Annotated in this window: 29 protein-coding genes and 1 pseudogene; 27 read left to right on the forward strand and 3 right to left on the reverse strand. The window is 54.5% G+C overall.

All coding sequences use genetic code 11. The features are described 5' to 3' along the window. The first annotated feature begins 1 nt into the window (after nt 1). The 5 genes and pseudogenes from IPM58_11130 to IPM58_11150 all read left to right on the forward strand — a co-directional run bounded on the left by IPM58_11130 (nt 2) and on the right by IPM58_11150 (nt 4,303). Nucleotides 2-551, forward strand: a pseudogene (locus IPM58_11130) (phosphoadenylyl-sulfate reductase). Nucleotide 552: 1 nt separating this feature from the next. Further along, nucleotides 553-1,353: a hypothetical protein gene (locus IPM58_11135; GenBank protein ID MBK9307613.1), complete on the forward strand. Its 801-nt coding sequence runs from the start codon at nt 553-555 to the stop codon at nt 1,351-1,353. 9 nt (nt 1,354-1,362) lie between these two features. Continuing rightward, nucleotides 1,363-1,590, forward strand: a complete 228-nt coding sequence (locus IPM58_11140) for a hypothetical protein (GenBank protein MBK9307614.1) — start codon at nt 1,363-1,365, stop codon at nt 1,588-1,590. 20 nt (nt 1,591-1,610) lie between these two features. Then, complete coding sequence (locus IPM58_11145; GenBank protein MBK9307615.1) at nt 1,611-2,408, forward strand: sulfate adenylyltransferase subunit 2; 798 nt, start codon at nt 1,611-1,613, stop codon at nt 2,406-2,408. Nucleotides 2,409-2,452: 44 nt separating this feature from the next. Further along, nucleotides 2,453-4,303, forward strand: coding sequence for an adenylyl-sulfate kinase (locus tag IPM58_11150; protein MBK9307616.1), 1,851 nt, complete (start codon nt 2,453-2,455; stop codon nt 4,301-4,303). Between the two features lie 248 nt (nt 4,304-4,551). Here the strand turns inward: IPM58_11150 and IPM58_11155 are convergent, their stop codons facing one another. Then, nucleotides 4,552-5,082, reverse strand: a complete 531-nt coding sequence (locus IPM58_11155) for a hypothetical protein (protein ID MBK9307617.1) — start codon at nt 5,080-5,082, stop codon at nt 4,552-4,554. 139 nt (nt 5,083-5,221) lie between these two features. Then, on the reverse strand, nt 5,222-5,620 hold the full coding sequence (locus IPM58_11160) for a hypothetical protein (protein ID MBK9307618.1): 399 nt from the start codon (nt 5,618-5,620) through the stop codon (nt 5,222-5,224). A gap of 493 nt (nt 5,621-6,113) precedes the next feature. Here IPM58_11160 and IPM58_11165 point away from each other — a divergent pair, with 493 nt between their 5' ends. The 21 genes from IPM58_11165 (at nt 6,114) to IPM58_11265 (ending at nt 24,613) form a co-directional block, all read left to right on the forward strand. Continuing rightward, the gene (locus tag IPM58_11165; GenBank protein MBK9307619.1) at nt 6,114-6,794 is read left to right on the forward strand and encodes an OmpA family protein; all 681 of its coding nucleotides are present in this window, start codon (nt 6,114-6,116) and stop codon (nt 6,792-6,794) included. Continuing rightward, the gene (locus IPM58_11170; protein MBK9307620.1) at nt 6,682-7,818 is read left to right on the forward strand and encodes a hypothetical protein; all 1,137 of its coding nucleotides are present in this window, start codon (nt 6,682-6,684) and stop codon (nt 7,816-7,818) included. Before IPM58_11165 ends, IPM58_11170 begins: the two co-directional genes overlap by 113 nt. Before the next feature lie 38 nt (nt 7,819-7,856). After that, nucleotides 7,857-8,063 (forward strand): hypothetical protein, encoded by a 207-nt coding sequence (locus IPM58_11175; GenBank protein MBK9307621.1) that lies wholly within the window; start codon nt 7,857-7,859, stop codon nt 8,061-8,063. An 891-nt stretch (nt 8,064-8,954) separates the two neighbouring features. Then, nucleotides 8,955-9,314, forward strand: a complete 360-nt coding sequence (locus tag IPM58_11180) for a hypothetical protein (GenBank protein MBK9307622.1) — start codon at nt 8,955-8,957, stop codon at nt 9,312-9,314. Beyond that, nucleotides 9,305-9,676 (forward strand): PCP reductase family protein, encoded by a 372-nt coding sequence (locus IPM58_11185; GenBank protein ID MBK9307623.1) that lies wholly within the window; start codon nt 9,305-9,307, stop codon nt 9,674-9,676. The genes IPM58_11180 and IPM58_11185 overlap by 10 nt, the downstream gene beginning before the upstream one ends. Nucleotides 9,677-9,766: 90 nt before the next feature. Beyond that, nucleotides 9,767-10,528 (forward strand): hypothetical protein, encoded by a 762-nt coding sequence (locus IPM58_11190; protein MBK9307624.1) that lies wholly within the window; start codon nt 9,767-9,769, stop codon nt 10,526-10,528. 136 nt (nt 10,529-10,664) lie between these two features. Beyond that, a complete protein-coding gene (locus tag IPM58_11195) occupies nt 10,665-11,423 on the forward strand; it encodes a YebC/PmpR family DNA-binding transcriptional regulator (GenBank protein MBK9307625.1) in 759 nt (252 codons plus the stop codon). Nucleotides 11,424-11,472: 49 nt separating this feature from the next. Then, nucleotides 11,473-12,081: a Holliday junction branch migration protein RuvA gene (gene ruvA / locus IPM58_11200; protein ID MBK9307626.1), complete on the forward strand. Its 609-nt coding sequence runs from the start codon at nt 11,473-11,475 to the stop codon at nt 12,079-12,081. Nucleotides 12,082-12,083: 2 nt separating this feature from the next. Beyond that, a complete protein-coding gene (locus tag IPM58_11205; protein ID MBK9307627.1) occupies nt 12,084-12,578 on the forward strand; it encodes a hypothetical protein in 495 nt (164 codons plus the stop codon). A gap of 15 nt (nt 12,579-12,593) precedes the next feature. Then, on the forward strand, nt 12,594-13,598 hold the full coding sequence (ruvB, locus tag IPM58_11210; protein MBK9307628.1) for a Holliday junction branch migration DNA helicase RuvB: 1,005 nt from the start codon (nt 12,594-12,596) through the stop codon (nt 13,596-13,598). Nucleotides 13,599-13,758: 160 nt separating this feature from the next. Then, nucleotides 13,759-14,835, forward strand: coding sequence for a prephenate dehydratase (gene pheA, locus IPM58_11215; GenBank protein ID MBK9307629.1), 1,077 nt, complete (start codon nt 13,759-13,761; stop codon nt 14,833-14,835). Between the two features lie 2 nt (nt 14,836-14,837). Continuing rightward, nucleotides 14,838-15,923, forward strand: a complete 1,086-nt coding sequence (locus IPM58_11220) for a histidinol-phosphate transaminase (protein MBK9307630.1) — start codon at nt 14,838-14,840, stop codon at nt 15,921-15,923. Nucleotides 15,924-15,940: 17 nt separating this feature from the next. Further along, nucleotides 15,941-16,954 carry a 3-deoxy-7-phosphoheptulonate synthase gene (gene aroF / locus IPM58_11225; GenBank protein ID MBK9307631.1) on the forward strand — a complete coding sequence of 338 codons (1,014 nt, stop codon included), beginning with the start codon at nt 15,941-15,943 and terminating at the stop codon, nt 16,952-16,954. Between the two features lie 6 nt (nt 16,955-16,960). Beyond that, complete coding sequence (locus tag IPM58_11230) at nt 16,961-17,854, forward strand: prephenate dehydrogenase/arogenate dehydrogenase family protein (protein MBK9307632.1); 894 nt, start codon at nt 16,961-16,963, stop codon at nt 17,852-17,854. Beyond that, nucleotides 17,851-19,170: a 3-phosphoshikimate 1-carboxyvinyltransferase gene (gene aroA, locus IPM58_11235; protein ID MBK9307633.1), complete on the forward strand. Its 1,320-nt coding sequence runs from the start codon at nt 17,851-17,853 to the stop codon at nt 19,168-19,170. Before IPM58_11230 ends, aroA begins: the two co-directional genes overlap by 4 nt. Nucleotides 19,171-19,233: 63 nt before the next feature. Beyond that, nucleotides 19,234-19,863, forward strand: a complete 630-nt coding sequence (locus IPM58_11240) for a (d)CMP kinase (protein ID MBK9307634.1) — start codon at nt 19,234-19,236, stop codon at nt 19,861-19,863. Further along, a complete protein-coding gene (locus tag IPM58_11245) occupies nt 19,860-20,552 on the forward strand; it encodes a 1-acyl-sn-glycerol-3-phosphate acyltransferase (GenBank protein ID MBK9307635.1) in 693 nt (230 codons plus the stop codon). Before IPM58_11240 ends, IPM58_11245 begins: the two co-directional genes overlap by 4 nt. A gap of 55 nt (nt 20,553-20,607) precedes the next feature. Next, complete coding sequence (locus IPM58_11250; GenBank protein ID MBK9307636.1) at nt 20,608-22,323, forward strand: 30S ribosomal protein S1; 1,716 nt, start codon at nt 20,608-20,610, stop codon at nt 22,321-22,323. Between the two features lie 33 nt (nt 22,324-22,356). Continuing rightward, nucleotides 22,357-23,259: a signal peptide peptidase SppA gene (gene sppA, locus IPM58_11255; protein MBK9307637.1), complete on the forward strand. Its 903-nt coding sequence runs from the start codon at nt 22,357-22,359 to the stop codon at nt 23,257-23,259. 46 nt (nt 23,260-23,305) lie between these two features. Further along, nucleotides 23,306-23,584 carry an integration host factor subunit beta gene (locus IPM58_11260; protein MBK9307638.1) on the forward strand — a complete coding sequence of 93 codons (279 nt, stop codon included), beginning with the start codon at nt 23,306-23,308 and terminating at the stop codon, nt 23,582-23,584. A gap of 33 nt (nt 23,585-23,617) precedes the next feature. Beyond that, entirely contained in the window at nt 23,618-24,613 is a 996-nt protein-coding gene (locus IPM58_11265) for a PCP reductase family protein (protein MBK9307639.1), read from the forward strand. A 74-nt stretch (nt 24,614-24,687) separates the two neighbouring features. Here IPM58_11265 and IPM58_11270 read toward each other — a convergent pair whose 3' ends face one another. Next, on the reverse strand, nt 24,688-25,008 hold the full coding sequence (locus tag IPM58_11270) for a hypothetical protein (protein ID MBK9307640.1): 321 nt from the start codon (nt 25,006-25,008) through the stop codon (nt 24,688-24,690). Between the two features lie 171 nt (nt 25,009-25,179). Between IPM58_11270 and IPM58_11275 the strand changes: the two genes are divergently transcribed. Continuing rightward, nucleotides 25,180-26,376 (forward strand): VCBS repeat-containing protein, encoded by a 1,197-nt coding sequence (locus tag IPM58_11275; protein MBK9307641.1) that lies wholly within the window; start codon nt 25,180-25,182, stop codon nt 26,374-26,376. Nucleotides 26,377-26,495: the final 119 nt, after the last annotated feature.

Below are 26,495 nucleotides of genomic sequence, written 5' to 3' on the forward strand. Positions count from 1 at the left end.
CATGGTGCATCGCGTCGATCCGTCTGTGCCGTTGTTCTATCTCGACACGAGTTTTTATTTCCTGAAACCTATGCCACGCGGGATCGAGTGATTGAGCGGTATGGCCTCAAGCCGGCCCAGGTCATCAAGTGAAATCAATGCTCACCGCGCAGCAACAGGCTGAGGAGCATGGCGATGCCTTGTGGTCGCGGGAGCCGGATCGGTGCTGCCAGCTGCGCAAGGTTGAGCCATTAACGCGGGTGTTGCGAGGATACGAGGCGTGGATCACAGGAATCAGGCGCGATCAGGCACCGTCACGCGCGAATGCCGGGATCGTGGAATGGGATCAGAAATTCGACCTGGTGAAAATCAATCCCCTGGCTCGATGGACGTGGACCGACGTTTGGACCTACATGAAGGTCTACGAGGTTCCCTACAACCCTCTGCACGATCAGAATTATCCGAGCATTGGATGCATACACTGCACCGCTCCCGTGGTACCTGGTGAGGATCCTCGAGCTGGTCGCTGGAAGAATTTTGCCAAGACCGAGTGCGGACTCCATAAGTCATAACATGCCGATTCACGATATTCTTGCAAAGATTGCGAAAGGGCCAAAGGCCTCCAAGGACCTCACCTGGGATGAGTGTAAGCAGGCCATGAAGGCTCTGATTGAAGGTGAAGCCAGTCCGGCACAGGTCGGCGCCTTTCTCATCGCCATGCGATTCAAGACTGAGTCAGTGACGGAATTGGCTGGGCTCACGGCTGCGGCACGGCAGTATGTCCCTCCACTTGCCGTCTCGCGGGGCTTGGCTTTGGTCGATGTGCCCAGCTATGCCGGGAAACAGGATACGTTTCACGCAATCGTTGCGGCGTCCATTGTCGCCGTGGCGGCTGGGGCTGCGGTCTTGATGCATGGCTACGATGGCATTCCGGGTCGGCCCGGCAGCGCCGGGGTTTTGAAAGCGTTGAGCATCCCGGTCGATGCCGATCCCAAAATGGTCGCAGAGGACGTGAATCAGAAGGGGTTCGGGTATTTGGATATCGGGCTGTATCATCCCCCTGTCTTCCGATTTTTGGAGATGCGGCAAGCGTTTGGTGTCAGAAACGTCTTTCATCCCATCGCCAGACTGCTCAACCCGGCTCGGGCCTCAGTGCAAGTCGTCGGGTTGTCGCACCCTCCGCACTTCGAAAAAACCGCAGAGGCCTTACGCATCCTAGGTTGTCCACGGGCGCTCGTGATTCGCGGGGTCGAAGGCGATCCGGAGCTTTCTGCCTCGATGGAAACTCGAGTGCTCGAATTGCGAGATGAACGCATTACGCCGCTCGGAGTGTCGCCAAAAGATTTTAAGCTGGCGTTCGTTTCCTTCACGTGAGATGGCCGGATTTCCGCCCGATCAGCGAGACAAGAGGCCGACCTGTTACGCCGGATTCTACAGAATCGGGCGCAAGGTGGTCCAAAAGAATGGGTACTCATGAATGCGGCGATGTTGCTCTATGCCGCCGGCAAAGGGTCGTCGTTGGCTGCAAGTTTCCCGGCTGTACGTGCGGCGCTTGAGGGAGCGGCGGCGCGAAAACTGGACGAATTGGTGCGAACCTCGGTAGCGGCCTAGGTCTAAGAGGATGACGAGTCATGAAACACCTTCGGCAACTTGAAGATCAAAGCGTCTATATCTTTCGAGAAGCGTATAAGCATTTCGATAATCTCGCCATGCTCTGGTCGATGGGGAAAGATTCGACGGTGTTGCTTTGGTTGGCCCGCAAGGCGTTCTTTGGGCATGTGCCCTTTCCGCTCCTGCACGTCGATACCAGCTATAAGATCCCGGCCATGATCGAGTACCGCGATCGGCTGGCGCGAGAATGGCGGTTGAATCTGGTCGTCGGCCAGAACAAGGAAGCCTTGGCTGCCGGCATGAATCACGAGATGGGCCGCGTGGTGTGTTGTACCGCTTTGAAGACGAACGGCCTCAAGCAATTGCTGGAAACCAAAGGGTATACCGGCGTCATCCTTGGCGTCCGGGCGGACGAAGAGGGGACTAGGGCCAAGGAGCGCTATTTTTCTCCGCGAGATAAACACGGTGACTGGGATTTCCGGGATCAGCCGCCTGAGCTGTGGGATCAGTACAAGACGACGTTCCCTCCCGGGACACATATTCGCATTCACCCGCTGTTGGATTGGACCGAGATCAACATTTGGGAGTACATCAAGCTCGAGAATATTCCGTTCATCGACTTGTATCTCGACAAGGGCGAAGGGACGCGCTACCGCAGCCTGGGCTGTGCGCCTTGCACGACACCGATTCAATCAACCGCGAAGAACGTGGATGACATCATTGAAGAACTCCGCCATACCACGGTAGCTGAACGGTCAGGCCGTGCGCAGGACGAAGGGCGTGGGATGGAGTTGCTGCGTAAAGACGGGTACATGTAAGCAGAATGCTGACAATCTCCTCGTGCGAGCATTCTGTGGGATGAATGAAAATGACACAGACCGATACCAAGCCTTCTGAGAATTTGAACATCGTGATCGTTGGGCATGTGGATCATGGCAAGTCCACCCTGCTGGGAAGACTCTATGCCGATACGGGGTCACTGCCGGACGGGAAACTGGAAAAAGTCCAGGCGATCTGCAAACAGCAGGGGAAAGAATTCGAATACGCATTCCTCTTTGATGCGTTTCTTGAGGAACAGGAGCAGGGAATTACGATCGATACGGCCCGCACGTTTTTCATGTGGAAAGGCCGTCAATATATCATCATCGATGCGCCGGGCCACAAAGAATTTCTCAAGAATATGATCTCCGGAGCCGCGCGTGCCGAAGCGGCGTTGCTCTTGATCGATGCCTTGGAAGGTGTCAAAGAGCAATCGAAGAAGCATGGCTATCTCTTGTCGCTCCTAGGCGTCAGACAGTTTGCGGTCGTGGTCAACAAGATGGATCTGGTTGGGTACCGCCAGGATGTGTTTGACGGGATAGAAAAAGAGTATCGGGAGTTTCTGGGGCAGTTCAAAGCTGTGCCGTCGCAATTTATTCCGGTCAGCGCCAAGCTCGGCGACAATATTGCGAATCGCAGTGCAACCATGTCGTGGTACAGCGGGCCGACCGTCCTTGAGACGCTCGGTGGGTTTGGCAAAGAAGCGGCTCGCTCGGAACAGCCGCTGCGATTGCCCGTGCAGGACGTCTATAAGTTCGATGCGCGCCGCATCATTACTGGTCGGATTACCGCTGGGCGGCTCAAAGTCGGCGATCACCTGGTCTTTTCCCCGTCCAACAAGCGAGCCAACATCCGGACGGTAGAAGCCTTCAATGTTGAGCCGCAGCCGACGGAAGGTCAGGCGGGACAGTCGATTGGTGTGGCGCTTGATGAGCAGATTTTTGTGGAGCGTGGTGAGATTGCCTCCACACAAGACAATCTTCCTCAGGTTTCTACGGCCTTCCGGGCCAACGTCTTCTGGTTGGGGAAACGACCGTTGGAAAAGGGGCGGAAATATCTTTTACGCGTTGCCACAAAAGAGGTGGACTGCGAAGTCGCTTCGATCCATCGGATCATCGATACGATGGATTTGGCCCAGCAACAAGGCAGTAGCACGGTCAGTAAGAACCAGGTTGCTGAATTGACCTTGCGCACAAAAGTCCCGGTCGCGTTCGATCTCTCGGCCTCGTTCGAGGCGACCGGTCGTTTCGTCCTGGTTGATGAGTATGATATTGCGGGCGGTGGGATTATCACTGAACTGGTCCATGACGACCAGGAGTTTCTCCGCGAAGAAGCCAGACGACGGGATTTTGCGTGGATCAAGGGCGAAGTCACGATTGAAAATCGGGCGCAACAATATGGCCATCGTGCTGCCGTTGTCTTGATTACCGGAGGTCGGCACACCGGGAAATCATTCTTGGCCAGAAAGCTCGAGGGCCGTCTGGTAGCGGATGGGCGTCACGCCTACCTGTTGGATGGAGAAAATCTTCGACGTGGTCTTGATGCGGACCTAAGCGAAGCCGAGCGCGGACAAACGACAGAAATGGCTCGACGCTATGGTGAAGTGGCGCGGCTACTCACCGATACGGGCCTCATTGTGGTCTCCACGACTAATCCCTTCGGCCTGGCCTATCGCGAAGCCTCAGAAGCCATTAGGACACTTGTGCATCCCGTCCCAGTGATCGCCGTGCATATGAGCAAGGCCACTGAAGAGCTGCCGCCGAGCACCGACGTGATCCTCACCGGTCCCACCGATTTCGATGCGGCGACCGCCAGAGTTCTCGACGAACTGAAACGCCGTGGTGTTTTGGCCCAGGCGATCGGTGCGAAGCCGGTCTTCCAGTATTCGATCTAAAATCAAAGGACGACAGGGAAGGTGTGACAATCTCGCGTTCTTGAGCCTACGCAGCCGTCTGGCTGTCTTGGGATCCCCGCAAGATCCGGGTGATTGGTACCCCTTGTCCGTGACCGTGTTAGGCGGGTAAGGGAAAGACAGCAGGCGAGTTAATTCACAAACCGCTGACCATCCTCTAGCGGGACGGGAAACAACGAGACGTCGTGGTGAACGGACACGACGTCAGTGTGGTAACGCGTTCACCATGGTTAGAATTTGAATACCAGCTTCCGCAAGATTACAATTGCCGTCGGAACCGCCGCCCCAAGTCCAGCCCACTGCGCTTTCTCGTTCCACGCCAAGTCTTCTTTCCGCCTCCGCTCAGCGTCAAGCTGCTCTTGGAGCGCCGCGTTCTGTTCTTGCAACAATTCACTCTCCTGCTTCCGGTTCTCGTTCAGCCCCTCCAGCGTTTCCACGTAGGCTTTCTGTTTCTCAAACATCTCTTTGTATTCGGCGAGCAACTTTCCGGATTCACTCAGGAGCTGTTTGTTCTGCTTGACCTCGGCGAGCACCTTGACGAACTGATCACGAGGTACCGCAACGACTTTTTCTTCTGCCTGGGCAACTGCAGGGAATAAGAGCAGGGTAAGCAACAGGTAGATCATGGCCTTCGTTCCTCCACCTTGACATACCAATTCACATTTTCCTGAATTTGGGTCGATGCCTGCAAGCTGAATAGCCTGACGAGTCACGATGTCCGGCGAATGTTCAGTAGGAGGATAGAGTCCGATATCACTCATCGGCATTCCCTCACCTGTATATCGACTCCCAATGTTTCCTTCGCGAGCTTGACCAACCCCGCATCCGTTTCAGCTTGCTTCAGTACCGCCTGCTTAATAATCGGCGTCTGCACTCATCGCCTCCAAGACCTGCTCGTACTCAGCCAATTGCTGGTGCCGCAGCCCCAGCTCGCATCTGAGCGGCAGCCAGCTCATCCTTTTCCTTAATGACCTCTTGGAGCTGGGTGATCTGTTGGCGGAGCTGACCGTTCTGGTGACGAAGCTGACCGTTCTGTTGGCGGAGCTCGCCATTTTGGCCCTGAAGCTGTCCATTCTGTTCGTTGAGCTGGTCATTTTGTGCATAGAGCTCTTGGGTCCTCTGCTCGAGCCCCGAGACCCTTTCTATGGAAGCCCGGTCAACGGCAGCTTCAACCTGCTGTGGCTCGATCAGGTTCGTCTCGCTCTGCCAGGACCATATGACCGCCTGACCGGTGAAGAACATGACCACCACGCCGGCGAGGCTATAGGCCACGACATGGGATTTGAGATGGTTCAGCATGGATTAACCTCTTCGCCGCAAATTCCATCACATATAGGGCCGCGAAAAATTACTCATACATTGAATATGTTCTATCCAGCTTCAAGATCTTCACAAAGCGCAATTTCTGAATCATTTCTTGAATTGCGATCCTCCTCATCCTTCTCCTATCGTGGCCTAGTGAAGCGTAAAATGCAAGCGCTTCTGCATGAGAGTACGGTCAGCCGAATTCTACCTAGTACCCATGTCAACCTAATGGGACCAACGGATCGTGGTGATGCTATAAGTGGTATCATCAGGGACTTGTGGTGTCGTGCCTTTCTGGTCCACGCCATCGGAGTCAACCCGGTTTTCCAGTGCTCCGGTTCAATCTCATCGATCGATCAACTAAACCGAGCCTCAAGGTCCCTCACCTTTCAGAGGACGGGACAAAGGCCAACCCCTTGACGGATTTCTTCCACAGCAATATTCTGTTGTACCGTGCTCCGTTGCGTTCCTAAGCAGGGTGACCGTCATGCAGGGAAAAGACCCGTTCTTGGTACTTCTCGGGGTATTCATTCTGAGTATGACGTGGTTTTTCTGTGGCAAGGGGTCGGTGACGTCATCTTCTCCGGTTGCATTGGAACACCCGGCTGACATTCCTCCATCGGCTCAAAAAATCACGGCCCCACCGACATTGACTCCACCAGTACCGCTGGTGTCCGCACCGGCAGTATTGAAAAAAAAGATCGATGATCTGTTGAGAGAAGATACGATTCAATTCCGAATCAACAGCGCGACCCTTCTGCCGGATGGTAAAGCCGTGCTAAACCGTGTGGCTACCGTGTTACACGAGGACCCAACTGTGGCCTTTGAAGTCGGCGGTCATACAGACAACATTGGGCTGGAGCAGGCGAATTGGGTGCTTTCGGAACAGCGTGCCGAAACCGTCGTCGAGTATCTGATTGCGCAAGGAATCGCCGCTGAACGACTGACCCCGAAAGGGTATGGAGCGTCGCGCCCACTCGTTGAAAGTGCCGCTGCTGAGGGGCACTGGCAAAACCGTAGAATCGAATTTTCCGTCGGAGTAAGGGAGCGCAGCCATGATGTCTGCGCACTGGACCTGCTGGCTCTGGACGGTGTTGGGAGCCGGACTTCTTGGGTGGGGGATCAAGGGAGTGGTGCTGGGAACGGTGATCGACGACAAGCGTCGTGAGATGGAACGCCTCACGAGTAAGGTTGCCATGCTCACCAAGCTTGCCAATCAACCTCCGGAGGTTCGTACGGTTGAGAAGCGGGTAGAGGTGCCGGTCGAACGGGTGGTGATGAAGCGAGTGGAAGTCCCGGTGGAGAGGGTCGTGGATCGGCCGGTCGATAATCCGGAGCATCTCGCTCGGATCAAGGCATTGGAAGGCGAGGTTGCCATGATCGCCGGGTTGCTGGGGCAGATCGCTCAGCTCCAAACCACTTCTTCGCAGGCCGGGGGGGAGAAGAGAATTGAAGGGCGAGTCGTGGTGCCGGTCGACAATCCGGAGCACCTCGCCCGGATCAAGGCGTTAGAAGGCGAAGTGGCCGTCATCGATGATCTTCGTACGCAGATTGCTGAGATCCGGGCCGTGTCGTTGCAGGTCGGTGAGAAGATCGTCGAAAAGCCGATCGAGCCTTCCGCTGAAAAGATCGCCGAAAAGAATGGGCAAGTGTTGGTTAAGAAGATGAAGGAGCACACGGGGAACCTTGACCAAGCTGGTGTCGTGGAGCCGTCGGGTGAGGGAGAAGCCGTCGGTGAGTCGCCCGATGACCTGAAACTCATACGTGGGGTCGGGCCGGCGCTGGAGCGTTTCCTGCGCAAACGGGGCGTCCTCTGGTTCCGTCAGGTGGCGACCTGGAGCCAGGCGGATATCGACAAATTCGAGTTTCTGTTGCCCAACTTTGGGGGACGCATCCAACGAGAAAACTGGGTGCGGAGCGCGCAGGTTGCGCACTACAAGAAGTATAAGCAGTGGCTGGGTGACGGTGAACCCCGAATGAGAGCCTTGAGCCTTCTAGGCAGATCGCTGAGCTTCGGGCCGCATCTTCACCGGCCGGGAGGGGTCGCCAAGACGGGGACCGAGACTCTCACTGAGACGAATGGGGAAGAGTCAATTGAAATGATCAGCCAACCAGCCGGAAATCTTGACCAAGCTGATGTCGTGGAGCCGTCGGGTGAGGAGAAGCCGTCGGTGAGTCGCCTGATGACCTGAAACACATACGTGGGGTCGGGCCGGGATTAGAGCGGTTCTTGCACAAACGAGGCGTCTTCTGGTTCAGTCAGGTGGCGACCTGGAGCCAAGCGGACATCGACAAATTCGAGTTTCTGTTGCCCAACTTTGGGGGCCGCATCCAACGAGAAAACTGGGTGCATAGTGCCAGGGTCGAGTACTACAAGAAGTATCAGCAGTGGCTCGGCGACGGCGAGCCCCCGAGTGCAACGCCGGAGGCACAGTAGGTTTACCCGCCAATCCAAGCAAGTGGAAGAGGCTCAGCCTCCACCGCGAGTCTCGAGTCACTCCTCGACGAATTGAACGCCTGGGGGGTTCTGGGCCAGGCCATCGAGGCGAAGTCGGCCTTTCAGTACTCGGTCTAGGCACATATCTGCCTGAATATCATCCCGCCTGATATTCAGGTCTGCCAGGCTCCTATCTTCGTGCCTCTCTTGTGTCATTTCACAATCAAGCATTTGGTACGGCGTGATCTGTGGCAATGGTAAAATGCACTGAGCCAGGCTAACTCTCTCTTCTCATGGGCTGAGGGCGTCAGGATGAACATCCCAACAATCTGATCCAAAGTATTCATGAAAAATGCAAAGTTAAGCAACGACCTCAAATGATAAATAGGAGTGACCGCCCTTGACGCAGTCAAGTTGGCAGGATGTCCTCTCTCGAGGACTTGGCGAGGCTCTACTTACGCTGACCGTTCTGTTAATTGCATTTCTTGTCTGGCTGCTCCTGAAAAAACTTGGATTCATCGGTGAGTCTATTGTTGATGCGTGGTCACACTGGGATCGGTGGTCGCAGTCCTTATCGCATGGTGTCTTAATCTGGTTGTTAGCCGTAGTGGTCTTAGGTCTATTTGTAATTTTAGACTCTCGCTAAGTTAGTAAGGACCGATATAAAGATGGGAGAGCCAAAAGTAATGGCTTACTTACGATCACAATCGATCACAATGTGCCTGTCCATCAAATGGTGCTACATCCGTTGTTCAATCATGTCAGTTCCGTGAAACTAGGATGGGCAGATCTCTTCAATTTTCTATCCTCATGCCCGTTTGACTCCCTGAAAATCCTTGTGATAGCGTAGCTTATCGAAAATCTTGCGGAGCGACCGGAACAGGAGTCTTTATGAAATTTGTCTGTCTCAATTGCGAAACATACATGAGCCTCGAAAAGGTCGAAAAGCCGGAGGAGGGTTCGCTGGGGGTTTTCTTTGCTTGCCCATCCTGTAGCGCGAAGTTTTCGATGGTGACGAATGCCGGCGAAACGAACATGATGAATTCCTTGGGGTTGAAGCTGAGTCCGAAGGCCGCGCCCGCCGCCTCCATGGAAGGCTTGCAGGCCTGGGAGGAAACGGCCAAAGTGCTTCCACTCCGAAGCCAAGCCCTGCTTCGCCAGCGGTTGCTGCCACCGCGGCCTCACCGGCCAAGGCGCCTGAAAAGGCGAGTGGCTGTCCCTTTTCCGCCATGGTGGCTGAGATGGGCTTGACCAACTCGGGGAAGCCAACCAATGGTGGACCTGCTGAGTTCAGCTGGACTCCCGATGCCAAAGAAAAGCTTGATCGCCTTCCGGCCTTCGTGAAACCGATGGTCCAAAGTAGCGTGGAGGGGTACGCGCGGAAGCAAGGGTTTACCACGATCACCCTGCAAGTGATGGATGATTCCAAAAACTATTCGCCCGAAGGCATGAGCTGGTCACAGGAGGCGGAACAGCGGTTGGAAAATATTCCTGACTTCATCCGCCCGATGGCCCGGAAAGAGGTTGAACGTATGGCCAAGGAACGTGGCGCCTCGACGATTACAGCGCAGGTGATGGACGAGGCCAAAGACAAGTTCATGAAGTTCATGTGATTGCTACATCTTGCTAACGGAAATACACAAGGCCCATCCGGCTGTCTGGATGGGCCTTTCTTCTGTCTGCCCCATCCATGGTTCGTTGGTATGAAGCGGTGGAGTCTTCTGCTCGTTCTATCAATGTTCTCCGTAGCGCTGGTCACTGGGCCGTCCTATGTCGGTGCGCAACCACCCTCGGAACAGCCTCACGTCTTGGTCCCCCCCCCCACGACCGCGACGCATAATGAGCATGGTGAACGTGGTCGCGATGGATGGGAGGGATCAGCTGAAGGGAAGGCCTATTCGGAGTTTAATCATCATCTCGCTGGTATCTTCGACACCTTCTTGGGGCTCGCCGAGTTAGGCAATGCGCTCCAGTACCCGCTTCCCTTCTGGACTAGACTCGTTCTGCCTGCTGCCCTTGGGACCATGGGGGTGTATCTGTTCATCTGGAGCGACCACGATGCATGGCCGATCGGTACCCTCAGCTTTGCAGAATCATTTGGGGGGCAAGATCTGGAGATTATTCAGCACAAATTCTACGGGGTACTTGCGCTGCTCATGGCCGTCGTCGAAGCACTTCGTCGGACGGGCAGGCTTCAGCACCCGGCCTGGGCGGCTCCGTTGATTTTCTCAATTCTCATTGCCGCGCTGCTGTTATTTGTTCATTCGCATGGCGATCATCCAGGCACAGCGAAGATCGAGTTCCATCATGCTGTGTTAGGGACAGTCAGCATGGCTGCGGCATTATCGAAGGGGATGGCCTCCTGGTTCCCAGGTGCTTCCCCACGTACGGTCAAACGATGGGAGGTTGCCTGGGCGGCCTCGGTGACTCTCTTCGGTCTTCTGCTTCTCGTCTATTCTGAATAACGGTTGGTTCCCGTGCACGGGTGTCATTTGACACCTTTCCGAGGCCTGTGCTAGGTCTACCTCATCACGGTTATTACTGCTCTATTTCGCATCTCTAACCAGCCAGGAAAACCAGGTTGGGATAGAGGAGGGACGCATGGGTGGACATAGTCATTGGGCGACAATCAAACGGCACAAAGGGGCCCAAGATGCCAAGCGGGGGAAGATTTTTACCCGCATCATCAGAGAGCTGACGATCGCAGCTCGTGGAGGCGGTGATCCAGACGGCAATCCCCGGCTGCGCCTGGCCATCGCCAAGGCTAAGGAAGCCAATATGCCTGGCGATACGATGAAGAAAGCCATCCAGCGAGGCACAGGGGAACTGCCCGGCGTGGCCTATGAAGAGTTTTCCTTGGAAGGCTATGGCCCAGGAGGGACAGCCGTGCTACTCGAAATCACCAGTGATAACCGGAATCGGACGGTTGCGGAGATCCGAAGTCTGTTCACCAAGAACCATGGGAACATGGCTGAAGCCGGTGCCGTCGCGTGGCAGTTTCAGAAGAAGGGGCTTGTGACGATTGAAACGGGGAAGGTCGAGGAAGATGCCCTACTTTCACTCGCGCTCGACGCCGGAGCGGAAGACGTAAAGGTCGGTGAAAAGAGTTACGAGGTGCTCACGGGTCCGCAAGATTTTGAGGCGGTGAAGAAGGCCCTGGCAGATGCCAATATCGAGACGACGCTTGCTGAAATCACGTATGTCCCACAAAATACCATTCGGTTAGAAGAAAAATCCGCTGAGCAAATGTTGAAGTTGATGGAAATCATGGACGAACATGACGACGTGCAAAAAGTGCATGCCAATTTTGACATTCCAGATGACGTCATGGAAAAAGTCGCTGCGACCGCAGCAGGCTGATCCGCAATTGACTCTTACGATGAGATTTGTCCTCAGATAACGAGACAAGATGATCGCCTTTCTCACGGGGCGGTTGGCATTCAAAGCACCCACCCACCTCACGCTCGATGTGCAGGGGGTCGGGTATGAAGTCCATATTCCACTCAGCACCTATTACGCCCTGCCGAACCTCGGCGATGTCACCGCCCTAAACATTCATACGCATCTTCGTGAGGATGCAATCCAGCTGTTCGGGTTTCTCTCGCAAAGTGAAAAGGAATCGTTTTTGTTGCTGACGAGTGTGTCGGGCATCGGGCCAAAGCTCGCCCTGAGCGTGCTGTCCAGCCTGTCGATGATGGATTTGGTTCATGCCATTCGAACGGAGGATGTCGACAAGCTAGCCACTGTACCCGGTATCGGAAAGAAATCAGCCGGTCGGATTGCGCTGGAATTGAAGGACAAGGTTGACAAGATTCACGGTGCCTACCCCCAGTCTACCGCTGCAGACGCATCAGATGCGGAGGGACCCTATCAGGACGCGTTTTCCGCTCTGATAAACTTAGGCTATCGCGCCCAGGACGTCAAAGATGCCTTGAAGCGTGTGAGGAAGGCCACCGAAGGCCCTCTGGCGTTGAAAGAGCTCATACGCGAAGGCCTCAAGGAACTTTCAAGGGGGTAAGCATGATGCCATTGAACGTAGGAACTATCGCCAAACCTTTCATGTGTGTTCTGGTTGTCGGAGTGACGATCGTGATCACAGCTCCAGAAGGGAGTCTTGCGGAGGAGACTCCGCAACCCAAAAGCATCAGAATGACGTGCGGGAAGTGCCCGGATGGGTATGCGACTACCGGTGTCACGCAGTCTCCCGAGGTTTGCAAAGACGAAGATCCGACGTTGGTGCAATGTGTGCCCTTGGGAGCCAATATGTTGGCGGTCTGCGGGTCGTGCCCGGAGGGGTATGCGGAAATCGGCGGTTCATCAGTTCCTGCGCGCTGTGGAAGCCATGATGGCGGTCGGCTGAGTCAATGTCAGTCTCGTCAGATGGAAAGCAGTTTGCCCGATCCCAATCAAGGGTTTAAGACCTGTCCTCCGGATTGTGGTAGTACGGCTAAGCCTGGACAGGGTGCACTGCCACCTCCCCCAAAGTATCAGCAGATTCAAGAGACCAAAGAATGATGGGTGTGTGATGTCATGACCGATCGACTGGTGACCAGCCGTGCCACTGATGAAGAACGAGGCTTGGAGAATGTGCTCAGGCCTCAGACTCTCGATGAGTATGTGGGCCAAGAAAAAATGAAGGAGTCGCTTCGGATTTGTATCGAAGCAGCTACACAACGGGGCGAGGCGCTCGACCATGCGATCTTTTACGGCCCCCCCGGCCTTGGGAAGACGACCATCGCACACATTATTGCCCGGGAGATGGGAGCCACCTTACGGTCGACCTCCGGGTTGGTCCTCGCCCATGCAGGTGATCTCGCCGCAATTCTGACTAATCTCCAAGCGCATGATGTGCTCTTTATCGATGAGATTCACCGGTTGCCCGCGTCGGTTGAAGAAGCGTTGTATCCGGCGATGGAAGACTTTCAACTGGATTTGGTCATAGGTCAAGGTCCTGCCGCGAGGACGGTGAAGCTCGACCTTCCCCCTTTTACGCTGGTGGGAGCGACGACGCGGGCTGGGTCGCTCACCTCGCCTCTCCGAGATCGATTTGGGTTGGTGTATCGACTGGAATTTTATGAGCCGGCTGAGTTAGAGGCAATCGTCGTAAGATCTGCCGGTGTGCTTGGGGTGAGAATCAATCGCGACGGGGCGGCAGAGATCGCACATCGTGCACGGGGAACCCCACGGATCGTCAATCGGTTGATCAAGCGTATCCGAGACTATGCTCAGGTCAAGGCGGATGGACAGATTACCAAGCAGGTCGCGCAAGAAGGGCTGGCCTGGTTGGGGATCGATGAAGCCGGGTTTGATGACATGGATCGCAAAATTCTCCTGACGATCATAGAGAAGTTCAACGGGGGTCCGGTCGGTGTCGATTCTCTGGCAGCGACGGTCCAGGAAGATAAGGGCACGATCGAGGACGTCTACGAACCCTATCTGATCCAAGCTGGTTTCCTCGATCGGACTGGTCGTGGCCGTCAAGTTACTCGACTCGCCTATGACCATTTCAAACGGTCCTCTCCGTTCCTGATGTAAGCAGGTAGACGAACCGTTTGAACACTTCTCCTACCTAACCTCATCCTTGCCATTGGTTCCGTCGTTCCTGTAGAATTCACCACTTGTCCGTGCGGGACTCCCTTCTCTCGCGAGGGTGAAACTCATCCTCCCGGATCCGGTGCCCGAGTCTAGGATCACCATGCCAAGAGACATGTTGGAATACCGTAAGGAAATCGATAGGATCGATGATGAGATCCTTCGTTTGCTCAATGAGCGGTCAAAGAGTGTCATTGAGATCGGCAAGATCAAGAAAGAAAAGGATGCCGATGCCAATCTCCACATCGCCGGGCGAGAGGCCGAAATCGTTGACCGATTGACCAAACACAATACCGGGCCGTTCCCGAGTGAAGCTATTCGGTCGGTGTATCGAGAAATCATGTCGGCTTCTCTCTCACTGGAGTCGCCACAGAAGGTGGCTTACTTGGGGCCTCGAGCGACGTTTACGCACATGGCCGGCATGCAGAAGTTCGGTTCATCGGTTCAATACGTCCCGGTTCACAGCATCAAAGAAGTGTTCAGCGAGGTCGAGCGAGGTCGAGCCAACTTCGGAGTCGTACCGATCGAAAACACGACGGAAGGTGTCGTCAATCACACGCTCGACATGTTCGTTGATTCTAATTTGTTGATCTATGGTGAAATTCTTCAGGAGGTCTCCCATCACCTTTTGTCCAAGTCTGGGTTGATGGAGGACGTGAAGAAAATCTATTCTCATTCGCATGCCCTTGCCCAATGCCGGAATTGGCTTGAGACAAATCTTCGGCATGTGCCGGCGGTCGAAGTCGCCAGCACGGCACGGGCGGCCGAACTCTGCACCGATGAGCCTGCTTCGGCAGCCATTGCATCGGAATTGGCCGGGCAGCTGTATGGGCTCAAAGTGATTAAATCTCGCATCGAAGATAATCTCAATAATTTCACGCGCTTCCTCATCCTGTCGACGAAGCCTTCGGAACGGACCGGCAAGGATAAAACGTCGTTAATGTTATCGGTCAAGGATAAAGTGGGGGCGCTGTATGACTTACTTCGACCCTTTGCCTCGCATGGAATTAGCATGACCAAGATTGAATCCAGGCCGTCTCAACGAAAGGCATGGGAATACATTTTCTTCGTGGATGTCGAGGGTCATATCAATGAGGAGCGGGTCGGCAGGGCCGTGGAAGAAGTCAAGGGGCGCTGTCTGTTCATGAAAACACTCGGGTCGTACCCCGTTCACACCTGATTATGGGATTAGAGGTCCATCCAGACATCCAGTCGCTCAGTCCGTACGTTCCGGGAAAACCCGTCGAAGAGCTTCAACGGGAACTCGGTCTTACCCGCGTCATCAAGCTGGCCTCAAATGAGAATCCCTTGGGACCTTCACCAAAGGCGATGGCGGCGTTGGACGGTGCTCAAACTACGCTGCATCGATATCCCGACGGCGGGGGAACGCAACTGCGTCAGGCGATTGCCGACCGTTGGAAGGTGGCTGTCGACCAAATCATTTTAGGAAATGGGTCCGATGAGATTCTTGGCCTTTTAGCCAGAACATTTTTGACTCCCGGTGATGAAGCTATCATGGCTGATCACACCTTTGTGATCTACAAGATGGAAGTCACTGCCGTACACGGTAAGCCGGTGGTCGTGCCTCTTGTTGAGTGGACGCACGACCTTGAGTCGATGGCACGAGCCATCACACCTCGAACAAAGCTCCTGTTTCTCTGTAATCCCAACAATCCTACTGGGACGATGATCACGACCGAAGCCGTGGATCGGCTTATGGCTCGAGTGCCGGAGGATGTCATCGTCGTGTTCGATGAAGCCTACTTCGAGTATGTCCGCAATCCCCAATTTCCCGATGCGATGGCGTACGTGAAGCAGGGGCGGAACGTGATCGTGTTGCGGACGTTCTCCAAAATCTATGGGCTTGCAGGATTACGAATCGGCTATGGGGTCGGTACCCCGGAGATCATCGGCTTTCTAAATCGAGTTCGCCCACCGTTTAACGCCAACAGTTTGGCCCAGAAAGCGGCTCTGGCTGCCTTGGGTGATGATGGACATGTGGCCAAGAGCCGAATGGTCAATGCTGCGGGTATGGAGCAGCTGGAACAGGGATTGCGGGCATTGGGAATGACTCCGATTCCGAGCGAGACCAATTTTCTCTATTTTGACGCTCAACGGGACGGCCGATCGGTATTTGACGCCCTGCTTCGGGAAGGGATTATTGTGCGGCACATTGGAGGAACCATGATCCGTGTCACCATCGGTCTGGCTGACGAAAACGATGCCTTTCTCCAAGCATTCAGGAAAGTCTTGAACGGAGCAAGGTAAGCAATAGTGAGGGAATTATGATCATCGTGTTGAAACCGGAAGCCTCGGAAAGCGAGGTCGATCATATTATCGATCGGCTGCGCGATTTAGGGCTGAAATCGCAAATCTCCACTGGTCAGGAACGCACCATCATCGGTGTGATCGGAGACGATCGAATCCTGCACAACCAACCTTTGACCGCACTGCCCGGCGTAGAAAGTGTCCTGCCGATTCTCGCCCCATGGAAACTGGTGAGCCGCGAGTTTAAGAAAGAAGGAACCACGATCGATGTCGGTGGGGTTAAGATCGGAGGCAAGAAAATAGCCATCATGGCAGGGCCTTGTGCGGTCGAGCGTCTTGAGCTCACGGTGGGGATTGCCCACGAAGTGAAAGCTTCCGGAGCCACGATTCTTCGCGGCGGAGCGTATAAGCCCAGAACGTCCCCGTATTCGTTCCAAGGCTTGGGTCGTGAGGGACTCGACTATTTGGTCGAAGCGAAGAAACAGACCGGATTGCCGGTGGTGAGCGAGATTTTGGATACCAGGGACATCGAGCTCTTTCTCGAGAAGGCGGACATCATCCAGGTCGGCGCTCGAAACATGCAGAACTTCGAACTCCTCAAGGAAGTCGGGGCCTATGACAAGCCGGTCCTCCTGAAGCGTGGCCTATCGGCGACCATCAAGGAGTTTCTCCTGTCCGCTGAGTACATCATGTCGCGCGGAAACCAGAACGTCATGTTGTGCGAACGAGGCATCCGCACATTTGAAACGCAATATCGCAATACCCTGGATCTCGCCGCCATTCCGACCCTGAAAGAGCTCTCGCATCTTCCCGTCATCGTTGACCCGAGTCATGCCACCGGGAAGTGGGATCTTGTCGCACCGATGTCCAAAGCTGCGGTCGCGGCTGGGGCTGATGGGCTTCTGATCGAGGTACATTCCAATCCCGAATGTGCGTTGTGCGACGGTGAAGAGTCGATCAAGCCTTCCAAATTCAAAACTCTCATGGGTGACCTCAGAAATATAGCAAAGGCTGTGGGGAGAGAGCTCTAAAAGACGATGGCCGTTCATTTCAGACAGGTCGTGATCATCGGCGTGGGGTTGATCGGTGGATCGCTCGGCATGATCATCCGGCGACAAGGGCTGGCCGATCAGGTCGTCGGCGTCGGTCGGCGTGTTGAAAATTTGAAGACGGCCGTTGGGTTAGGTGCCATCGATCGATATACGGCCGATCCTCAAGAGGCGGTGCGCGGGGCGGATTTGGTCGTCTTAGCGACTCCGGTTGATACGTATGAGCGTCACCTCCAGCAGTGGGCACATTGTCTGAGCGCTGGCGCGATAGTCAGTGATGTTGGGAGCGTGAAGGGCACGCTGGTCGAACGGTCGGAGTCGGTGATGCCGTCGGGGGTGCACTTTGTCGGCGCCCATCCGATTGCTGGAAAAGAAAAGACCGGGGTTGCAGCTGGCTCAGATCAATTGTTCAGAGGCGCACGGTGCATCCTGACCCCCACGAAACGGACCGATCAGAACGCCTTAAGTTGCGTGAGGCAATTGTGGGAAGAGGCCGGCTCTATCGTCTTAACGATGGATCCCTATGTGCACGACCAAATTCTTGGAGCGGTCAGTCACTTGCCGCATGTGGCGGCATTTGCATTGATCAACACCTTGTCTACCCTACGTGATCAGCAGGTTCCTTCTCTGGACCTTGCTGGGCATTCCGGTGGGGGATTACGGGACACCACCAGGATTGCTGCCAGTTCTCCGGAAATGTGGCGAGACATTTTTCTGTGGAATCGAGACAATGTGGTGTCCTATATCGACCGATACACCAGAGCCTTGGAAGAGTTGAAACAACTGATCAAGGCTGGAGATGCAGCCGGGATCGAGAAGCTGCTCGAACGGGCGAAAGGCGAGCGTGAGAAATTGAACACCGCTTCACTGAGTCCTTCATGACATCTTTGACGATTACGCCGGGCAGACCGCTCAAAGGGACGATTTCGGTTCCCGGCGACAAGTCGCTGACCCATCGAGCCATTATGCTCACGGCGCTGGCAGAAGGGACGAGTACGATCTCGGGCTATTGTCAGGGTGAAGATTGTCTCAATACGATGCGGGCCTTTCAGAGTCTTGGGATTCCCATCACCCATACCCCAATGCAATTGACGATCCACGGGAAGGGATTCTGGGGGCTAGCCGAACCCAGCGCCCCGATCGATTGTGGGAATTCGGGAACTGGTATTCGGCTATTGACCGGTCTCTTGGCTGGGCAGGACTTTTTTTCAGTTCTTACAGGTGATGAGTCGATCAGACGGCGTCCGATGGGAAGGGTTGTCAAGCCGCTGCGTGAAATGGGAGCGGTCATTGGGGGCCGCAAGGGTGGGGAGCTGGCTCCGCTGGCCATTACCGGCTCGGGACTTCACGGGATCGACTACACGTCGGCGGTGGCGAGCGCACAGATGAAGTCGTCGATCCTTCTTGCCGGGCTTTATGCGGACGGGAAGACCCGCTACATGGAGCCGAGTTTGTCGAGAGATCATACGGAACGGATGTTCCAGTTCTTTGGGATTCCCCTCAGGAGAGAAGAAGAGACGTTGGTTCTGCAAGGGCGACCATCCGTCGGATGGCATGGTGTCGATATTACGATCCCTGGAGATTTTTCTGCCGCGGCCTTTTTCATCGTCGGCGCGACGATCGTGCCGGGTTCGGATGTCACTATTCGCCATGTTGGGATGAATCCCACTCGGACTGGATTGATGGACGTTATGAAAAAGATGGGCGCTGATATTGAGGTGCTGGCCCTGCGAGAAGAGGCAGGTGAGCCCGTCGGAGATCTTCGTATAAAATCTGCTCCGCTGAAGGGGGTGGTCATCGGGTCCGAACTGATTCCAAAAGCGATCGATGAATTTCCCGTGCTATGTGTGGCGGCAGCGGTGGCGGATGGAGAGACGGTGATTTCCGGAGCCGAAGAACTACGGGTGAAAGAGAGTGATCGGATCGCAACGATGAGCAGCGAACTGCGAGCCATGGGGGCTCAGATAGAAGAGCGTCCGGATGGCATGTTCATCCGAGGGGTGGGGCAAGGTGGAGAAAATGGCTGCCTCATGGCTACGAGCTCAGCGCAGAGCCATGGAGACCATCGAGTGGCCATGTCTCTTGCGATCGGCGGTCTTACAGCGGAGCGAAGCATGATGATTGACGACGCGGGTTGTGTGAACACGTCGTTTCCCAACTTTGAAGAGACTCTTGCTCAACTCGTGAGTGTGCGGTGACCGGTTGGTGTAGTGCGGACAAACGGGTGGTTTGTGATCGTCGCAATTGATGGACCAGCTGGGGTGGGTAAGAGTACGGTGGCCAAACTATTGGCGGCTCGTTTAGGGTGTCTCTATCTTGATACAGGGGCATTGTACCGTGCAGTCGCATGGAAAGTGTTGCAATCAGGCATCCACCCGACGGACCATGAACAGGTGGTGAAGCTCTTGCCGTCGACCTCGCTTCACATGGAATTCCAAGGGGGAATGGTGTACGTGCTGATCGATGGTAATCAGGTTGCGGAGGATCTCCGTACCCCAGGAGTGACCGCAGCGGCCTCTCTCGTATCCGCCATTCCGGGAGTCCGCGAGTGGTTGTTGCCGATTCAGCGCCAAATCGGTGAGCGAGGTTCCGTGGTTGCCGAGGGGCGCGATGTCGGTACGAGAGTATTCCCGACTGCGCCGTATAAGTTTTTCTTGGATGCGGATGCCACTGTTCGAGTGGAGAGACGGCATCGTGAACTTGTGGCTGCGGGTCGAGGAGGGGCGATTGAAACGACGCATCAGGATCTATCGGCCCGTGATCAGCGAGACCGGACTCGTCCGATTGACCCGCTCGTTCCAGCACCTGACGCACGCCTGATCGATACCTCTTTGCTGAGCCCTGAACAGGTTGTGGAGGAAATGATGGCAGTCGTGTCGACCGAGTTGTGAGCGGGATCATCTACGGATTCTTGTGGGTGTTGGTCAGGGTCATCGGATGGTTGTGCTTCCGGTATCGAGTTGAAGGGCAGGTTCCTCGCACCGGAGGGTTGCTGATCGCCGCGAATCATGCCAGCTACCTCGATATCCCCCTACTTGGATGTGGGTTGAATCGAAGAGCCTGGTACTTGGGACGGAATGATTTGTTTCCGATCCCAGTGTTGAACGGCGTAGTGCAGGCATTGGGATGGATTCCGGTTCGGCTCGGTCGTCTTGATCGAGAGGCGTTTGGCAAGGCGATTAACCTCATTCGGGCGGGAAAAGTCGTGGTCATTTTTCCTGAAGGTCGGCGTAGTCATGATGGTCACCTGCGAGAGCCAAAGGCGGGTATTGGAGTCATTGTGTCGCAGACCGGCTGCCCGGTCGTGCCGGTGTACCTGAAGGGGACGTTTGACGTTCTTCCGCCTGGTGCGTTCTGGCCGCGGTTACGTCCAGTGACGGTACGATTTGGAGATCCCATTCAGTTCAACGTGGAGAAACCACAAGAGAGGGCAGCCACTAAACAGTTTTATCAACAGGTCAGCCGGACGGTGATCGAACAGATTGCAGCCCTAGGTCAGGTTCCCGTTCCTAAAGGCAAGGACAATCTTGATGTCGGTCCGTCAGATAGGCAGACTGCCGAGGCTCACAATGCTGAGTGAGGTCGGCACTTTCACCATCAGCACCCGACAACAGTCGGAAGAGTAGGACGTTCATATGGGGACGGTATCCAACAGCAGTGACGCTCAGTTAGACCGTGACGCATTGGCCGCATTGTACGAGGAAACCTTCCGGAACTTAGAGGAAGGTACGATTACCGAGGGGCGTGTGGTAGCCCAGACCAAGGATAAGGTCGTCGTCGATATCGGCTACAAATCCGAGGGTATGATCCCTCGTGATCATTTTTCGTCTGAGGAACTTGAAAACCTTAAGATCGGTGATCGCCTGCAGGTCTATATCGAGGAATGTGAAGATGCGGACGGCAATCTCGTCCTTTCCAAAGAAAAAGCGGACAAGATGAAGATTTGGGAAGAACTCGAGACGCTCTATAAAGATGAAAAGAGCATCGAGGGAAAGATTGTGTCACGTATCAAGGGCGGCATGATGGTCGATATCGGTGTCAAAGCGTTCCTGCCGGGATCACAGATCGATTTGCATCCGGTGCGAGACTTAGATGGCCTTGTCGGAAAGGTCTTTCCCTTAAAGATTATCAAGATCAACCATCGGCGAGGAAATGTCGTGGTCTCGCGTCGGGTACTCCTTGAGGAAACAAGGGATAAAAAGCGGCAGACGACGTTGGCGACCCTGAAAGAAGGCCAGTTGATTCAAGGGACGGTCAAGAACATTACCGATTATGGGTCATTCATTGACCTGGGTGGGATCGACGGATTGCTGCACATCACCGACATGTCCTGGGGTCGAGTGGGCCATCCCTCAGAACTGTTTACGGTGGGAGACAAGGTTGAGGTAGCCGTCTTGAAGTACGATCGAGAAACAGGTCGAATTTCTCTAGGCCTCAAGCAAAAGACCGCAGATCCTTGGACAAATGTGGCCGGTAAATATCCTATAGGTACAAGGGTTCGCGGGCGTGTGGTCAGCTTGACGGATTATGGGGCATTTGTGGAGCTCGAACCAGGCGTCGAGGGGTTAGTGCATGTCTCGGAAATGTCATGGACACACGAGGTTCGACACCCGTCGAGAGTGGTGTCGGTTGGTGATCAGGTCGAAGCGGCGGTATTGAATGTCGATCCGGCCAGCCGGAAAATTTCATTGGGTATGAAACAAACGGCCCCCAATCCGTGGGATATGATCGAGAGCAAATATCCAACCGGAACGCGTATCGAAGGCAAGGTGAAGAGCTTGACGGACTTCGGTGCCTTTATAGGACTCGAAGAAGGCATCGACGGTCTTATCCATATCTCCGACATGTCCTGGACGAAGCACATCAAACATCCTTCGGAGCTCTTTAAAAAAGGGCAAAAAGTGGAAGCGATGGTGTTACGGATCGACAAAGAGAAAGAACGGCTGTCGCTCGGCTACAAGCAATTGGTGCGTGACCCATGGGATGAAGCGATTCCATCGCGATATCATATTGGCGATTCAGTGGTCGGCAAGGTGGCAAAGGTTGCCGATTTTGGGATTTTCATCGAGCTGGAAGGCGGAGTTGAGGGGTTGATTCATACGAGCGAATCCGGCCTGGAACCTTCCGCGAAGCTCGAAGAAAAGTTTAAGTTGCAAGACGATGTCACGGCGAAGATAATCAAAGTCGATCGAGAAGAACGCAAGATCGCCCTCAGTCTTCGGGATCATCAGCTTGATTCGGAGCGCAAGCAGGTCGAGGACTATCATTCATCTCAAGGGGAGCTTGATCAAAGCCTCGGCCGTGCCGTAAGGGAGAGTCGAAAACGAGCACAAGCGGAAGATCAAGACTAGCCGGGACCTGTCAGCCCAAACTGGTTGTGTGTCATGGTGGATAACGTAGCACAGGCCGAACGTCCTCAAAAACGCCACGTGTTTCGTAAGGTGCTGTGGCTGGTGGCAGGGATCATGGGGACTGTCATGTTGGTGAATCTCTTTTTCCCGGACGTCGATCTGTCCACGGAGGATCGGATCGCGTTGATTCGGATTGAGGGCGTGATTGTGGATTCACAGGCTACGGTCGGGGAGCTCAAGAAATTTGGTGAGAACCCTTCGATCAAGGCGATCGTCCTCCGTATCGATAGTCCGGGAGGCGGCGTGGTTCCGTCGCAAGAGATTCACGATGCGGTCAAGCGAGTACGGAACAAGAGCAATAAGGCGGTGATTGCCTCCATGGGGAGTGTCGCCGCCTCGGGAGGATATTATATTGCGGCCGCCACGGATCGAATCGTGGCGAATCCAGGAACCCTCACGGGGAGTATCGGGGTCATCATGGAAACGGCCAACCTGGAAGGTTTACTACAGAAAATCGGCGTCGAGGGTGTCATCATCAAAAGTGGGAAGTACAAGGATGTGGGCTCTCCTCTTCGAAAGATGAACGCGGAAGAAAGAGGGCTGCTACAAGCCGTGATGGATGACGTTCATAAACAGTTTATCGAGGCTGTGGCTGAAGGCCGCTCGATGGAACTTCGGGCGGCTCAAGTATTGGCTGATGGCCGTATCTTCACCGGTCGCCAAGCGAAGGAAGCGAAGTTGGTCGACGAATTGGGGGACTTGGAGGATGCCATTCAGTTGGCCGCGGAGGTAGTCGGAATTGAGGGAGAACCGAAAGTCGTCGAACCTCGGCGACGATTTTCTCTTCGGGAACTCCTCGATTCCAAGCTCAGCATGGTGTGGCCTAAGTTGGATGTGCAGCCGGGTGTGAATTTGAAATACCTCATGGCGTTTTAGTCGCGCGGAGACGGGGCAGTTTCACCCTAGCGGAGGGAGAGTGGATATGACCAAGGCGCAGATTATCGAGCGAGTCTCTGAGCAAGTCACCACTTTGACAAAGCGGCAGGCGGAAGTGGTCGTCAACACGATTTTTGATTGCGTGCGGGACTCGCTGAAAAACGGGGACAAGACCGAAATTCGAGGGTTCGGCAGTTTTCGTCTCCGGGCGCGGCGAATGAAAGAGGGACGAAACCCCAAGACCGGAGAGACGGTAGCAGTGCCGGCCAAGCGGGTCCCATTTTTTAAGGCCGGTAAAGAGTTGAAAGAATTACTCAATCAATAACGAGAGTAACTCATTGGAAAAGGGTTCACGCTGATGTCGGATGGACAGGAGTCTGCGGCTACAGAAATTCGCTGGACTGAAGGTGCGCTCAAGCGGATGGAACGCGCTCCGATCTTTCTGCGCAGCATGGTGCGCCGTCTGGCTGAGAAAAAAGCGCGAGAACTTGGCTATGAGGCGATCACGGAAGAAATTCTGGAACAGTTTAAAGACCAAATGATGGGGCGTATGGGAGGGGAAGCGGGTATGGCATTGGCCGTCGAAGAGATGGCTGATGGTCGCCTTCCATGGACCGCAGCGGCCAAGGAACGGTTGGCCACAGTCCCTGAATTCATGCGCGCAATGATCAAACAGATTACAGAGGAGATTGCGAAAGAGCGGGGCCATCTCGAGGTGAACGTCGAATTGTTTGAGAAGGTTGAAGCGCTGGGAGATCTTCATGACGATGGCGGGCCCGCAATGGAATGGACTGAGGGTGCCCTTGTATTGCTCGAAGAGAAAGTGAGGGAATCACCTCCCATTGCCTTAGAATTTGTGACAGATATGCTCAGGCGTGACACCGAGGATCTTGCCAGGGAACGGCACCTGACACGCATTGACGAATCGGCCTTGCGGGACTTATGGGATGCGCCTCAAACACGAGTTGCCTGGTCCGATGAAGCGTGGAAGCGGCTCCAGACCTCTCCGGATTTTGTGCGAAGTGGAATCAGAAAAGCCGCTGAGCGGAGAGCCCGAAAACTTGGATTGCAGGAAATTGACGCCGATCATCTGACCACTTTTCGAAACCAGGCCATGATGAAAGCCGTCAAGCGTATCCGCTCCTTCGGCTATCAGGAGTTGACCTTCGATGCCTTTCAGACAGCTCTCCAGAAAACAAAGCGCCTACAGGGAAATGATCAGGCGGAAAAGCGTCTCCAGGAAATCCGAAGCCACTTTGCCGACCCTTCGACCAAGAAGCCAGACGGGGGGACGTTGGGAGCTGAACTCATGGATCGATTTCGCAAGTACCTCAAAGGCGAAGGAACCCTCTAATCGGTCGATCCTGTACTGAGACTTCGCCCATCAAGTCCTGTATTGAGAACAACGCCCCAACGTTGAACTGAGTGTTAGTGGCTGGCAACCTGCTGTGGCCAGAATTTGTGCCGAATCTGAGGAAGCGGATCGTTGTCAAAGTTTGGAATATCGTAGAGACAACGATCAATTGTGGCGACCTCATCCTCGGTCAATCCGACCGTCACCTTCTTTTTCCAGAACTGATCGAGTGTAAAGTAGTCACCCGACTTTGGTTTTTCGGCTAATAGCTCCTGCATCTTCTTGAAACCCGGCGTGTCGACGCCAGGTACTCGCCCCTTATTCCTCTCGAGGCACCAGTAAAGGACTTCTGCGATTCCATACATGGTAATGTCGACGTTCAGGATATTGCTCATGATTTTCCTCCAGAAAATAACATGCCATCATAGCGCAAGCGTGGACCGAAATTCAAAGCCTGATATCACATCCTCATCCGTTGCGAGGGGGAAGGGTGTATTTGTATACTGTGCACCTCATTTGAATTGCTCGTAGTCTCGACATCATAAGGAATTAGGAATGGCGAATAAGTGCAACAATTCGTGAAAATACGATTCAGTTCGGTCGGTATCCTAGCCCGTGTTGCGTCACTCTGTCTTCTATTCGGTAGTAGCCCTTGGGCTTGCTCCAAGTCCGAACCCTACAACCCTCCAGACCCCTTTTATTATTTTGCAAGCTACAAGGTCGGCAAGAATCCAACCAGCGTGACAACTGGGGACTTCAACCAAGACTCATTCACGGATCTCGTCACCACGAACATCTCCAGCAATACCATATCGATATTGCTCGGCAATGGTGACGGTACGTTTAAAGATCAAATTCAGGTTCATGTTTGCCAGGAGCCACGTGCCCTTGCGATGGGTGACTTCAACGAAGATGCGCATGACGATGTCGCCCTGGCGTGCTCAGGTGGCGATGAAATTACGCTGCTCTTGGGTCACGGGAACGGGAGATTCGAAGAAGGTCAACGGTATCCAGTCCATCGAACGCCGATTGCTCTGGCAACGGGCGACATTAACGGGGATGGGCATGCCGATCTTGTGGTGGCGTTACGCAACGACAAGGTCAAAGTGTTTCTCGGGAGCGGAACCGGTGAATTTCGTCACGGTGTTCAGTACGAACATGGAGATACCCCGACATCTGTGGCGCTGGCAGATCTCAATGCCGATGGGAAGCAGGATTTGGTTGTGACAAATGGTGGACCCATGTCGAATGCCGTTTCCATTTGGGTCGGCAACGGGGATGGCTCCTTTAGAGACCCCAAGGATTACCGGACCGGGCATCGTCCCCTCGGCGTGAGCTTAGCGGACTTTAATAACGATCATCATGGCGATCTCCTTGTGATTAATGGGGAAAAGGACTGCTTTACGACGTTCCTTGGCAATGGCAATGCAACCTTTCGACCAGGTAAAGATTCCGGTGCGGATGCGGGTCCAAATTTCGGCCTCGCTCGGGACTTCAATGGCGATCATTTAGTGGACGTGGCGATTGTGAATCTTCAGTCCAATGATCTCTCCATTGTGTTTGGGAAAGGCGATGGTACCTTTCACTACCCGCCACGAAATTACCGAACCAAGGCTGGCCCGTTTGCCCTGTCCTTCTTTCGTGTGACAACCGCCGGCGAGGAGGAGCCAGGTCTGGCCATCGCCGACAATGGGAGTGGAAGCGTCTCAATTTTTCTCCACAAAGGGATCAGAGCGGTGGTAAAGGCGCAGGCTCAAGACTAGGCAGGGAGGGATCGCCGACTATTCTTGACAGCCTCTGGGGCCTTCGCTAGATTTGCTGTGTGCATACGTGAGCAGAGAGATAGGCTCAAAGATGGCGCTTCGTTCATTTGCATGGTGGT

Source organism: Nitrospira sp. (assembly GCA_016715825.1).
In the GTDB taxonomy this organism is placed as follows: domain Bacteria; phylum Nitrospirota; class Nitrospiria; order Nitrospirales; family Nitrospiraceae; genus Nitrospira_D.